Source organism: Bradyrhizobium sp. SZCCHNR3119 (genome assembly GCF_032487775.1).
Classification (GTDB): domain Bacteria; phylum Pseudomonadota; class Alphaproteobacteria; order Rhizobiales; family Xanthobacteraceae; genus Bradyrhizobium.
The window spans coordinates 1,098,452-1,110,924 of the sequence record NZ_JAUEUV010000001.1 but is presented as its reverse complement, the minus strand read 5'-3'; the positions used below and the strand labels follow the sequence as shown (position 1 = coordinate 1,110,924).

The window sequence follows — 12,473 nt, the reverse complement described above, 5'->3', positions numbered from 1 at the left end:
CTGTCACGCCACCGAAACCATAAATTCGGGTAGGAAATCAGTGGGGGCGGTCGGGGGGATGCAGGTAGCGCCTCCCGCTACCATTTGAATTCGTTGAGATTTTCACGATTTCAAGCCCAGGAAAATCGACCCAAGAAAATCGACCCGTACAAAACATCCACGATTCCTGGTAGTCGCAAACAACTCCTCTGATCGAGGAAGTTTCGGGTAGCGCTGTGTAGTCGGAGACGGCGCAATCTGTTTCGCACCATGAACGATCTTACATCCGACGCGCTCGCCGTGAGCGATTTCCCACCGCCGTGAACCATTTCACACTTTCGGCTTCGGCACCCCGCCGGCCCCGCAGAGATCCTTTCGACGCCGTCGCCTAGACATCTGACGGCTTGCGCTTAGGGGCACCGCCTCGACGCCCAATCCGATCCCCGCAATGAGACGCCAAAAGAGCAGGCCCTCAGAGCTCGTCTGAAAGGCCATCACTATCGTTGCTGCGGTGTAGATGAGCGCCCACGTGAACACGAAGCGGCGTCATCCGGTTCGCCTGTCGCCTTCGCGGACATACCTCAAGGCGCGGTGCTCGGGCTGACGCCGCCGACATCGCGTGCAATCATTCAAACACAGATCCTTCGCAACCAGATCAAGGCGAGCCCAAAGCTAGAGATCGATTCGCTGAACATCATGCACAGCACTGGAGGCCGGCCTGGGATGCGCCATTCTAGCAAGGTCAACCGTGGGCAGCGATCTCTTGAAAAGCGGCATTCATGCGCGGCGCATCGTCGAGCCAAGCTTGATACGGGAACTCAGCCTGATTTCGCTGTCCGAGCAGCCCCAGACCAGGGCCCTTATTGAAGTGAGACAAATAGTGAGGACGGCTGTGCTTCAGGACGTGAAGAATGGGCGCTGGCCAGCCGAGATAGTGGAGCAGGCCAGAAAGCGGTCCGGAAAGGGGCGCCAACGTGCTCGCTTAGATAGTCGTCCACATTACTGGGGATCGGTGCTTGTTTCCATCAAGCAAACATATGGCGCGTAGAGTAGGTGCCCTCATCGACCTCGCGACAGAAATCCCGAAATCACACACTCGGCCACGGACTGAATTGCGGGGAGGCCGACCCTCACTTCAGTCTAGAACGGAGGATAAGCAGACGATTTCTCCGGCGCAGTCGAAGCGTCCGGTTTCACTGTTAAGGCGTATTGCCGGCACCCCCAGTACGCAGCGGTGGGAAGACACCGCGCTCTCCATTGAGCGTCGTGAGGGATGAGTCTGCTGCTGCAGTCGCTGCGCGACCCGCGGGTTCGCGCGAATGAATGATGAGGGACAGATCTCTGCGCGCAGGTCGCTGGAGGCGGCCTAGCAATCTGCACTTACAAAACTACGCTCGTCCTGCATTTCCGGTCCGGAGGCGCGCGACGATCAACCCCGCCTTGGCTGCCTCGACGCCCAGAACACGCAGGATTGCTTCGGCTGCCATAGCGGGAATCGATTTATCCGGCCGGCCCAGGCCTTCGCGCATGGCTGCGCCCACGATCGCCAACAACATCGCGTAGAGGGCAGGGGAGTCGGCGGTCTTGAAATAGCCCTGCTTGATTCCAATCCGGACATCCTTGCGAATGCCGGAAAAGATCTGCTCGCGAAACTCTCCGAGCTCCGCAAGCGCGTTGACGATCAGGCGCCCCCATGTGGGATCCTGAAGGCCACGTTCGATGAACAGCATCGTTGCGAGCGCCACACGTTCCGTGCCCTGTTCGACCCCGGCAATGGCCTCGTCGACCTCGCGCACCAGTGCGGCGGCGACAGCACCGGCGACTGCCTCGATCAGCTCCGCCTTGTTGCGAAAATGGTAATAGAAGCTTCCGTTGGAAAGCCCAGCCTGTTCTGCCACTTCCAGAATCGAAGTTCGCTCGAGTCCCTTCTTGGCCAGGACAGCAATCGCCGTATCCAATATCAACGCCCGCGTCCGCAGGCGCTTGGTGTCGTCCTGACTTGCGTCCTGGAAGTGACGGTTTTTTTTCGTGCGGGTCGGATGCGTGCTCATTCGGTGCACGATAGCATAATCAGGCGGACGTCACACACCGATCACCCCATCCAATGAGCGCTGAATCATCTCCGTATATTCCGCCGCAGACGGGTGGTAGCGTGCGGTCAGGTTGAACGGGCTCGCATGTGCGCGCGAGCCCAGAGCTGAGACGTCGACCGCCCTGTAGCCAAGCTCGACCAAGGTCGCCGGCAGGTTCAGCGCCCGCATCAAGTCCGCGATTGCCGCGGAAAGCGACGCGCCGGGGGACAGTCCCAGCGCCTGCGCAATGGCCGCGGCCCGATTGGGGGCGTGACGGCTGACCAAATCCAACGAGCAGACCAGGCCGATGCCGCTCAACAGGCCATGATGGAAGCCCTGGTCGCCGCAGGTGATCGCGATGGCATGGGCCGGCCCCAGGCCCATGCCGATGGCCACGCCGCCCGCATAGGCAGCAGCCATCATCTCCGATCGCGCGCGAACATCGTCTCCGCGCTGGGTCGCATCTCGGATGGCCGCCATTGCTCGTTGGATGCCGTCCAATGCGAGCGCGTCGGCAAAGGGCGACATTCGGCTGGAAAGATAGCCTTCCACACAGTGCGAGATCGCGTCGATACCGGTGGCCGCGGTGAGCCGGGATGGCAACGTCAATGTCAGCTCCGGATCGAGCACTGCAAGATGCGGCACGATGGCGGGTGAGCTCATTCCCGTCGAGGCGGTCGCGGCATCCGGGTGGATGCCAGCATCCGGCGACGCCTCGCTTCCGGTGCCGGCTGTGGTTGGAATGACCGCAAGCGGGGCGCATCGTCGAGGCTTCGCCGCGGGATTGCCGGCATAGGCGCTGACGGTGCCAGGGTTGGTGGCGAGCAGCGCGATATATTTTGCAGTGTCGATCACCGAGCCGCCGCCGAGCGCAATCACACCGTCGCAGTTGCTTGTCCGGTAGAGCGCCGCACCCCGGTCGGCGTCCGAGAACAGCGGATTTTCGGTGACGTCGTTCAGGATTGCCGCGACGGTGCGCTGCTTGAGCACGGCGTTGACGCGTTCGACCACGCCGACTGTCACGATCCCTTGGTCGGTCACCAGCATCGGCCGCTGCATGCCGAAACGACCGAGCTCCTCGTCAAGGCAGGATAGAGCGCCGGCACCGAACACGGTGCGCGGAAGCTGCAATGATGCGATCATGTGCGGGCTGGTGATCATTTTCCGCTGAAGACCATACGCAATCCTCTCATGACAAGAGCCCAGCTCAGAAACCTGTAGCCGGCCCGCAGCTCGTCGCCGCGAAGCACGCCCTTCATCGGCATGGCACCCATGATGGTGCCGCCGACGACAATCCCATCCTTCGTCGCTTCGACGCTGGTGATCGTCATCAGCTCGGTCCCTTCGGGTGTGAAGATCCGCATCAGTTCACCCGATCAGACGCTCGAAGTTGATCTTCAGATCCTGGCATGCCCTGATCGCGGTCGCGCGGCCTGCACCGCTGACACTCGAGACATTGATCGCGGTCCCCGTGAGATAGAGGTTCTCGATCCCCGGTATCTTCAGTTTCGCGAGCTCGGGATTGGGGCGGTGGCCGCCGATCTGGTGCAGATATTCGCCGGCCCCGCTCACGTCGCCTTTCTGGAACATCGACGAATGCCGTGACACCTCCAATGGTGTATCGAAACGGCGGCCGATGATGTTCTCACGGGTGACGTTGGGCGCATATTCGCGGTAACGCTCAAGCAGCCAGTCGCCGATTTCCCATTGGCGCTCATCCCAGGATGCCGCGCCGGTCCGCAGCTCGAACGGACCGAAGCCATAGACGGTGATCGCGGCCTTGCCCGGGGGACATTGGGTTTCGTCGAACTGGCACTGCATATGCGAGGCGAGGATGGTGTCGGTCGATCCTTCGTTCCACATGTCGCCGTAACGATAATTGTCGAAGACGCGCAGGAATCGCTCGAGCGTGGGCGGCGCATAATTGGCCAAGATCACGCGCCCTGCGTCCGCGCCGGCCTTGTATTTCGGCGGCTCGTTGAGCGCGAGATGCTGGGGCATGATGGAGAAGGCGCCGGTCTTGACCCGCCTGGCGCGGGCGGCGACGTCCGGCGCCACCTTCTCGACAATATCGCCGATCAGCCAGGGATGAATCTGACCGATCACGGCGACGCGCGCTGTGATCTCCTCGCCGGATGCCAAACGGACGCAGGTGGCGCGGCCGTTTTGCACCAGCACCTTTTCAACTGGCGCTTCCGTGCGAAACTCTGCGCCGTGATCCGCGAGGCAGGCGACCAATGCATCGACCAGCGCGCCGCTGCCGCCTACCGGCACGCCGATCGGATAGGTATGGACCATGCCGGGCATGGTGTAGAGGATGAACCCGGTGCCCATCTCCTCCGGCGCCGTCAGCGTCTCCGCGGCGAATTTGAGCAGATGAATGATCAGCTTGTCGCTCTCGAACCATTCGCGGCAGATGTCGAGCTTGCTCATCTGCAGGGCGCGGAAGATCTCCTGTCCTTCGAGACTCTGGTCGAGCAGGGCGTAGAAGGGCCCTTGCTGCGGCGCGGGCGTGAACAGGCTCTGCGTCACCATCGGCACGATCTTCATGCTCATCGCCGCGAAGCGGCGGTAGGCATCGGCGTCCCTGGGCGAGATCCTGGCAATGCTCTCGCAGGTCCGCTCGACATCCTTGTAGGTGATCAGCGAAGAGCCGTCTTCGAACATCGTCGAATAGACGGCATCAGGGTAGAGATATTTCAAGCCATATTTGGACTGCAGCTTCAGCTCGTCATTCCTGATCAGAGGATTGGCCTGGATGTTGACGTGCAACGACGAATGCAGATCGAACTTGAAGCCGGGAGCCAGGATTTCCTTGGTCACCACGCCGCCACCGAGCCAGTCGTTCTTTTCCAGCACGAGCACGCTGAGGTCTGCCTTGGCCAGATAGGCTGCGGTCGTCAGGCCGTTGTGGCCGGATCCGACTACCACGATGTCATAGCTCTTCGACATTTGATGTTCCTCGCGATCGCGGCCAAGGGTCAGATCGGATAGTGCTGGTTGGGATCCTCGACCGAGATCCACTGCACGTCGGTGAACTCGTGGATGCCCGGCGCGCCGCCGAACCGGCCATAGCCGCTGGCCTTCATGCCGCCGAGCGGCATCTGCGCTTCGTCATTGACGGTCGGTCCGTTGATATGGCAGCAGCCGAAATCGAGCCGCTGCGCGATCGCCATTGCGAGGCCGACATCTCGGGTGAAGATCGCAGAGGAAAGGCCATATTCGGTGTCGTTGGCGACGCGGATGGCGTCCTCGACGTCATTGACGCGCACGATCGTCGTTACCGGTCCGAAGGACTCCTCGTAGTAAATGTCCATGCCGGGCCTGACGTGATCGAGCAGCGCCGCATTCATCAGCGGGCCGTCCGCGTCGCCACCGGCGAGCAGCTTCGCCCCCTTTCCGACTGCGTCCGCGATCAGCGCCTGCACGCGATGGACGGACTGGACGGAAATCAATCCGCCGAGCGGGACATCGCTGGTTAACGGATTGCCCGCGACCAGAGTTTTGGCCTTGGCCGCCAGTCTGTCGCCGAATTCGTCGGCGACGGTGTGATCGACAACCACGCGCTCCGTCGACATGCAGATCTGGCCCTGGTGCATGTAGGCGCCGAACGCAGTCGCTGCGACCGCGGCGTCGATATCCGCATCTTTCAGCACAAGAATCGGAGCTTTGCCGCCGAGTTCGAGCAGTGCCGGTTTCAGATAGCGGGCGCAGGTTTCGGCGACAATCCTGCCGGTTCGCGTCGAACCGGTGAAGTTGACGCGGCGCACGGCCGGATGCGCGATCATCGCCTCCGCGACGGCTCCCGCATCCTGCGGCTTGTGCGTGATGAAATTGAGCACGCCTGGAGGCAGTCCCGCATCGTGCATCACCTGTGCGAGCTTGAACTGGGTCCCGGGACTGAGCTCGGAGGCCTTGAGAACGACCGTGTTGCCGCAAGCAATGGCCGTGCAAACCGCACGGACCGCCAGGATCACCGGCGCATTCCACGGCGCAATCGCCAACACCACACCGGCCGGACGTCGTACTGCCATCGAGAACATTCCTGGCTTGTTGCTCGGAATGATCTCTCCCTTCACCTGGGTGGTGAGACCGGCGGCTTCCCGCAACATGCCGGCGGCAAGTTTCGCGTTGAACACGTACCAGGACTTCGATGCTCCGGTCTCGCCGATCATGACGTCCCTGAATTCGTCAGTGCGCGCTTCGAGCAGGGCTGCAGCCTTCAGGAGAATATCGCGTTTTGCTGCTGGTGCCGTGGCAGCCCAGGCGGGGAAGGCCGCCGCGCAGGACGCGACGGCCTCAATGGCCTGCTCGGGCGTCGCTGCGGCTGCTTCCGTGACCAGATCGCCGCTGATCGCGCTGCGCCTCTCGAACTGCCCGGCCGCGCCGGGCCGCTCTGCGCCGTCGATAATCAATGATGCCTTGAGCATGCTTTCCTCCCAAAACCGCCGCGTCGGATCTGGTCCCGTCAACCAAGTCCGCGCTTGTTGTTTTTGAGAGTACTCTCGAAAATGACGGGCTGTCAAACTGAAGATCGTGAAAAGCGAAGAACACGGTCTGGATCTGTGATCCGGCGCCACTCTGCGGAACGGGTTAGTATCGAGAATGTCGATACATCTCATCGATACAATCCGTTTTGTGGTTTGAGGGACCATCCATAGAGTACGTATTCGAAAAATAGAAACATAAGAGTGGTCGATGGAGGGATGCTTCGCCTGGGTGGTGTCGATGCCGTCGTGGCCCGCGCGACTGACAATTCGGATGGGCTCTCGGCTGCCGTCTTCAGCGGTTATCTCCCGCATGTGAGGCGGATGAAACTTCAGGAAACCAAGCAGAGCGTTCCTGGCGTGTTTGCAGGGCGGCGGCCCAGCTGTGCGCGACGTCGATGACCGGCCCGATCATGGAATGATCGGACACCGGCTTCGATGATCCCTCCCGCGTTGTCCCGATCTCGTTGTGAAAGGAACTCGAAATGAACGAACATGTGCGGCTGGCGGAGGGCCTGCAGTTTCCGGATGATATTGTCTTTCAGGGTTATGCTGCGCCCGTTCGGATCGAAGGCAGCGTTCACGATCTGGAAGTCGTCGGCGCCATTCCTCCCGAACTCGAAGGCGTCTATTACCGCAATAGCGCGGATCATGCCTATCCGCCGCTGCACGGCCGCGACATTTTCCTCAACGGCGATGGCATGGTGCACATGGTGCGGTTCGAGCGCGGGCACGCCGATCTCACCACGCGCTACGTGCGCACGCGCAAGTTCGAGCTGGAGCGGGCGGCCAGGCGAGCGCTGTTCGGGGCTTACCGCAATCCGTTCACGGATTCCCCCGAAGTTGCGGGCGAGAACGCCAACACCGCGAACACATCCGTGATGTGGCACCACGGCAAGCTGTACGCCCTGAAGGAATCGGGCAGGCCGTATGAGCTGGATCCGCTCACCCTGGAAACCCGCGGGGAGAGCAATTTCGCCGGCCAGCTGAAGAGCCGCACTTTCACGGCTCATCCGAAGTTCGATCCCTTGACTGGCGAATGTATTGCGTTCGCCTACAATTGCGAAGGTGTGGCGAGCGACGAAATCGAGCTCTACAGGGTTGATCGCGAAGGCTGCTTCACTCGCACCGAGCGCTTCAAGGCGCCATACTGCTCGATGGTGCATGACTTCCTGGTCTCGCGAAACTACATCGCTTTCGTCATCTGTCCGATGGTGTGCGATTGGGAGCGCGTCCAGCGCGGCGAGTCGTATTGGCATTGGGACAGTCATCGAAAGACCTATATCGGCGTGATCCCGCGTGAGCAGGGCGTCAGCGCGATCCGCTGGTTCACCGCGCCGAAGCCGGCGATGCAGACGCACAGCTTCAACGCCTGGGAAGATGGCAGCAGGCTGGTTCTCGATCATTTCGTGACCGAGTCCGGCTGGCTGAGCCAGTTTCCGGACCTGCACAACCCTAATGCTCACGAGTTGCCGCCATTTGGCGAGCGCTGGGTCGTCGATCTCGCGAGCGAAGCCGACCGCGTCGAGATTACACGGTTCATCGAGCACATTGGCGAGATGCCGGTGATCGATCCCCGCTTCGCGATGAGCCGCGCCCGGCATTACTGGTTCGGAACCAACAATCCGAAGCTCGGACCCATGCTGCCGTTTGGCCCGAAGGGGCCGCCCTTCACGTGTTTGGGTCACTTCGACGAGGCGAGCGGGAAACTGGATTTTTATTATGCAGGACCCGACTCCTCTCCCGAGGAGCCTTACTTCGTGCCCAGGAGCGCGGATGCCAAAGAGGGCGACGGCTGGTTGCTGTCAATGGTCGGCCGAAGAGCGGAGAACCGGACTGATCTTGTGATCCTCGACGCCCTGCATCTGAGCCGCGGACCTGTTGCCATCGTGAAATTTCCCTGCCGCGTGCACGAAGGTTTCCACGGCACCTGGGTCAGCCAAACGGCGCTTGAGCGGTCCCTGTGACGCGCTCATCGATATCTGCAGCATCGAGGTTTTAAGGTGATCACGCTCTATGGATCGTTGCATTCGCGGGCCCTCCGGAACGCGTGGATGCTCAGGGAACTCGGGTTGGAATGGGAGAATGTGCCGACCAATTTTCAGGACGGCAGCACGCGCACCCCGGAGTTTCTCGCCATCAATCCCAATGGCCGTGTCCCCGCGCTGGACGACGACGGCCTTCGACTGTGCGAGTCGCTTGCGATCAATCTCTATCTCGCACGCAAGTATGGCGGACCGCTCGCACCTCGCACGATGGAGGAGGAGGCACTCGCGACGCAGTGGAGCTTCTGGGTCATCACCGAAATCGAGAAGCCGCTGCTGCTGGCTGCGGCCAACCGAGTTTTGTTCGAGCCTGCGAGTGCGCGACGTGAGGCCGAGGTCGAAATCGCTCTCGGCAAGCTTGCACGACCCTGGGGCGTTCTCAACACGCATCTGCAGAGGCAGGCTTATCTTGTGAATGAGCACTTCACCGTTGCCGACCTGAACGTCGCATCGGTCATGACGCTTCTCCCGCTCGCCGGCATTGATATCGAAGCCTGGCCGTCCATGCAGCGTTGGCTGCGCGAATGTCTCGATCGTCCCGCGGTCGCGGACTGGAAGGACGTCAGCTTCAAGATCCCACGTCCCGAAACGGCGCTTGAGATGCTGCGGATGTTTGTTTGACGCGGAGCAGCCAGCAAGACTTGGTCGTGAGACGCGGATAGGGAATTCCAGTCGTCACGGGTCGCGGTGGTTTTGCGCAGGGGGGCTGTGCAACTGGGTACGATGGACGATTTGCCTCTTCGGAGATCTGTCCGGTAAAACAAAAAGCTCGATACAAACGAACAAAAACGATCGGGGAAGGAAAATGATTAAAACCACAAGCGAGACATGGCCAGGTCGCGCCGTCCTCCTGGTATCACATGTGGCGGGGCTCGCGGATCTTGTCGTTTTGCCGCTATGGGTCGGCGGTCTAGTCCAGTCGCATGGCTTTACGTCACAACAAGCGGGGTTGCTTGTCACCCTCTATATCGCGGGCATTCTCGCCAGTAATCTGATCTTGGGACCGCGCTTCGATCGGGTCGACGGCAGGCTGGTGGCGGGTCTCGGCTTTGCTGTCGCGGCCGGGTGCTTCCTGGCAATGGCGCAACTCGATGGGCTCCTGGTGTTTACGCCTCTGCACCTCCTTGCCGGGCTTGGCGCTGGGGCAGGGCTCTCTTGCGTGCACGGCACGATCGGCCGCAGCCGCAATCCGCATCGGCTCTTTGCGCTGGTCAACGTCGGCGTGGGTGCATTCGGCATCCCGTTCTTCGCTGTCGTTCCTCATTTGATGACCCAGAGCGGCGTTGCCGCTGTCTTTATCGTCTTGGGCTCCTTGATGCTGGCGGCTTCGGTTCTCAGCGCGATCGCCTTTCCGCACAAGCTGGAGAGTGTGACATTGGCTGTGGTGGGGGAACCCGAGCGGAGCCCGCTCGATACTCGCGTGATGGCCTTCCTGGGCGTTGTGCTGCTGACCTCCGCGCAGTCGGCCATTTTCAGCTTTATCGAGCGTGTCGGCTCCTATGATGGGTTTCCTGCCGCGTCGGTCGCGACGATGCTTGCAATAGCAGCCTTTATCAATCTTTCCGCTCCCGCTCTCGCCGGGCTCCTTCAAGGACGTCTGTCGCCAACCCACGTGGCCGCCTGTGGCATGTTCCTGCACGGCTGCGCATCACTGATCATCACCCACGCCACGTTGTTCGCCGTCTATGCGATAGCAGCCTCGACACCGGTCTTTCTTGTCGTATTTTCCCATGTCTTCATGTTCGGCCTGATCGCCAAGCTCGATCGCAGCGGTCACATGGCGGCGCTGACGCCGGCGATGATGATGATCGGCACCGCGATCGGGCCGTTTCTCGGAGGCAGCGTTGTGACCGGCTTCGGCTATCCGGCGCTCGGTATCACCGCGGCGATGCTGGCATGGGGAGCGGCTGCATGCTTCGTCGGCGTGCACTTGCGGACCAGCGGCGTCGAGACGCGGTCAGCGGATCTGTCTGCACGTCTTTCCGCCTGAAGTCCGCACAAGGAAGATGTGACGCGCACTCGAGAGTTCAAAACAAAGCAGGTCGATTTTCATGTCCGAACAGACGCGCCCGCTGGCTTACGGCGTCCCGATCACACTTTCGCGCGCCAAGGAGCTGGCAGGAACAGCCGTCAACGAGGCGACGAGACGCGGCTGGACATTCTCGATCGCAATCACCGACCCAAATGGCGACCTCGTCTATCTCGAGCGAATGGACGACACGCACCTTGCGTCATGGATGATCGCGATCGAGAAAGCGCGTACGGCGGCTCGATTTCGACGCCCGACAAAGGCGTTCTTCGATCTGGTGGAAGCAGGGCGTGTCTATATCACGACGCTCACGCCGGGACTCGTCGCAGTGCCGGGCGGCGTCCCGATCGTAGAAGACGGCAAGATCATCGAGGCGATCGGCACCAGCGGCGGGACCGGTAAGCAGGACGAGATCGTTGCGCTCAGTGCCGTGGCAAGCCTGACTTAGGCTGGTCCATATATCATCAAAGAAATCCTCGATAATTCGTCGTTCCGCCGACTAATTATCAGTCGCGACCATCGGTCGTACGGGATGTTGCAGCGGTGGTCTCTGCGCGGCGTGACCTGCTGAAGGAACGCGTGCGGGAGCCAATCGATGGGATGCTATCAAGAACGACAATAGCTCGTATCGATCGATTTCGTTTGTTCGGAGAGCGCCAACTCTCCAGGATCGCGATGTTTATGCAAGCTCTTCAGAGAGCGCGGTTGGCCAGTATCCCGAAGAGGATCACAGCCGCCGAAAACAAAAAATGGGGGAGGATATATGGCATTTCGTTGCCACTTGCTTGCGTCTGTCATCATCGTTCAGCTGGGTGTGGTTGCCAATGCTGCGGACTTGGCTGTCATGGCAAACCCGCCGCCGGATCAACCGTTCTTCTTCGTCGTCGACAATCGAGCGACCTTTTCATGGATGCCGAGCGGAACAACCCCCGGCCAGTTCAGCGTCAACCCGAACGGAACGGTCAACGGCACGACCGCGAAGCAGGTCTACGCGTTCACGCACTTCGACGCATGGGCCTACGGCACCAACTTCGTGAACATCATGATGCTCAAGTCGGGTCACAATGACCCGGCGTCGCCCTGCATCAATGCTGGCGTCACGGTCAATTTCACGCCGGGAGATTGCGCGGGGGGGACCGAGTTCTACGGCTTGTTCCGAAGCACCTTCGGTTGGAATCAGATATTCAACACCAATGCCTTCAGTGTTGGACCGTTGCACGACGTGTCCTTCGAGATCGGCGCGGACGTCGAGACTGACAACATCTTCCTCGCGCCGGCCAAGCGCGAGGCCGTTGCCGGGCTCCAATTTGCGTTTGACTTGCCGTATAAGGGCTATTTCAACGTCGCGCCCTTGGTGTCCTGGGAATTCTCCAACCACAACGCGTTTACTCAGTGCGGAACCGCCTTTGCAGGCGGGCAGGTTGCCGGCGTCAGCTGTAACGCCACCGGCAATGTCAGCTACCACCCGACATGGGCTGTGGAAGCCAATTATTACATGGACCTGGGTTTCCTGCCGCCGTCCCTGCAATTCTTCTCGATCAGCGGACGCGCCGGCTGGTATGGGACCAAAGGGGATTCGAATGGCCTGCCGGCACTCTCAGGCGCTGGACGGTTCAGCACGGCCAGCGCCGTCGAGTTCAACAGCGAGCCTGTCAGGCTGACGTTCGATGCCAGCAAGGCAATGATGGGTCCCAAATATTCGCATCTGGTGGATGTCTGGGTTGCCTACCGGTATTGGCAGAACAAGTTCGGTCTCGACCACAACGCCATGCCCGGCGTGTGCACTGTCGCCGCGACCGGCCAAAGCACGAACTCCTGCACGGAAAAGACGGTCTATAGCGGTATCACCGTGAAGTTCTAG

At 60.8% G+C, this 12,473-nt stretch carries 11 protein-coding genes; 6 read left to right on the top strand and 5 right to left on the bottom strand.

The genetic code is table 11. The features are described from left to right. Positions 1-685: 685 nt before the first annotated feature. The gene (locus QX034_RS33985; protein WP_409997628.1) at positions 686-1,027 is read left to right on the top strand and encodes a hypothetical protein; all 342 of its coding nucleotides are present in this window, start codon (positions 686-688) and stop codon (positions 1,025-1,027) included. A gap of 340 nt (positions 1,028-1,367) precedes the next feature. Here the strand turns inward: QX034_RS33985 and QX034_RS05335 are convergent, their stop codons facing one another. From QX034_RS05335 to QX034_RS05315, 5 genes are read right to left on the bottom strand one after another with little or no spacing between them, the layout of a single operon-like run. Next, positions 1,368-2,030, bottom strand: a complete 663-nt coding sequence (locus QX034_RS05335; RefSeq protein WP_315729655.1) for a helix-turn-helix domain-containing protein — start codon at positions 2,028-2,030, stop codon at positions 1,368-1,370. A gap of 30 nt (positions 2,031-2,060) precedes the next feature. Continuing rightward, positions 2,061-3,194, bottom strand: coding sequence for an iron-containing alcohol dehydrogenase (locus tag QX034_RS05330; RefSeq protein WP_315729654.1), 1,134 nt, complete (start codon positions 3,192-3,194; stop codon positions 2,061-2,063). A gap of 14 nt (positions 3,195-3,208) precedes the next feature. After that, a complete protein-coding gene (locus tag QX034_RS05325) occupies positions 3,209-3,382 on the bottom strand; it encodes a hypothetical protein (protein WP_315732571.1) in 174 nt (57 codons plus the stop codon). A gap of 37 nt (positions 3,383-3,419) precedes the next feature. Next, entirely contained in the window at positions 3,420-5,003 is a 1,584-nt protein-coding gene (locus QX034_RS05320) for an NAD(P)/FAD-dependent oxidoreductase (protein ID WP_315729653.1), read from the bottom strand. Positions 5,004-5,032: 29 nt separating this feature from the next. Further along, positions 5,033-6,481 carry an aldehyde dehydrogenase family protein gene (locus QX034_RS05315; RefSeq protein ID WP_315729695.1) on the bottom strand — a complete coding sequence of 483 codons (1,449 nt, stop codon included), beginning with the start codon at positions 6,479-6,481 and terminating at the stop codon, positions 5,033-5,035. Between the two features lie 542 nt (positions 6,482-7,023). Between QX034_RS05315 and QX034_RS05310 the strand changes: the two genes are divergently transcribed. The 5 genes from QX034_RS05310 (at position 7,024) to QX034_RS05290 (ending at position 12,473) form a co-directional block, all read left to right on the top strand. Next, complete coding sequence (locus QX034_RS05310; RefSeq protein WP_315729652.1) at positions 7,024-8,505, top strand: carotenoid oxygenase family protein; 1,482 nt, start codon at positions 7,024-7,026, stop codon at positions 8,503-8,505. A gap of 36 nt (positions 8,506-8,541) precedes the next feature. Then, entirely contained in the window at positions 8,542-9,204 is a 663-nt protein-coding gene (locus tag QX034_RS05305) for a glutathione S-transferase family protein (RefSeq protein ID WP_315729651.1), read from the top strand. A gap of 184 nt (positions 9,205-9,388) precedes the next feature. After that, positions 9,389-10,573 (top strand): MFS transporter, encoded by a 1,185-nt coding sequence (locus tag QX034_RS05300; RefSeq protein WP_410050922.1) that lies wholly within the window; start codon positions 9,389-9,391, stop codon positions 10,571-10,573. A gap of 61 nt (positions 10,574-10,634) precedes the next feature. Beyond that, positions 10,635-11,060 carry a heme-binding protein gene (locus QX034_RS05295; protein ID WP_315729649.1) on the top strand — a complete coding sequence of 142 codons (426 nt, stop codon included), beginning with the start codon at positions 10,635-10,637 and terminating at the stop codon, positions 11,058-11,060. A 315-nt stretch (positions 11,061-11,375) separates the two neighbouring features. Then, positions 11,376-12,473, top strand: coding sequence for a hypothetical protein (locus tag QX034_RS05290; protein WP_315704801.1), 1,098 nt, complete (start codon positions 11,376-11,378; stop codon positions 12,471-12,473).

Bases quoted from the DNA above. Each gene is read 5' to 3' on its own strand.
- QX034_RS05315 (WP_315729695.1), bottom strand. From the start codon at position 6,481: ATGCTCAAGGCATCATTGATTATCGACGGCGCAGAGCGGCCCGGCGCG.
- QX034_RS05320 (WP_315729653.1), bottom strand. From the start codon at position 5,003: ATGTCGAAGAGCTATGACATCGTGGTAGTCGGATCCGGCCACAACGGC.
- QX034_RS05290 (WP_315704801.1), top strand. From the start codon at position 11,376: ATGGCATTTCGTTGCCACTTGCTTGCGTCTGTCATCATCGTTCAGCTG.
- QX034_RS05335 (WP_315729655.1), bottom strand. From the start codon at position 2,030: ATGAGCACGCATCCGACCCGCACGAAAAAAAACCGTCACTTCCAGGAC.
- QX034_RS05300 (WP_410050922.1), top strand. From the start codon at position 9,389: ATGATTAAAACCACAAGCGAGACATGGCCAGGTCGCGCCGTCCTCCTG.
- QX034_RS05295 (WP_315729649.1), top strand. From the start codon at position 10,635: ATGTCCGAACAGACGCGCCCGCTGGCTTACGGCGTCCCGATCACACTT.
- QX034_RS05325 (WP_315732571.1), bottom strand. From the start codon at position 3,382: ATGACGATCACCAGCGTCGAAGCGACGAAGGATGGGATTGTCGTCGGC.
- QX034_RS05310 (WP_315729652.1), top strand. From the start codon at position 7,024: ATGAACGAACATGTGCGGCTGGCGGAGGGCCTGCAGTTTCCGGATGAT.
- QX034_RS05330 (WP_315729654.1), bottom strand. From the start codon at position 3,194: ATGATCGCATCATTGCAGCTTCCGCGCACCGTGTTCGGTGCCGGCGCT.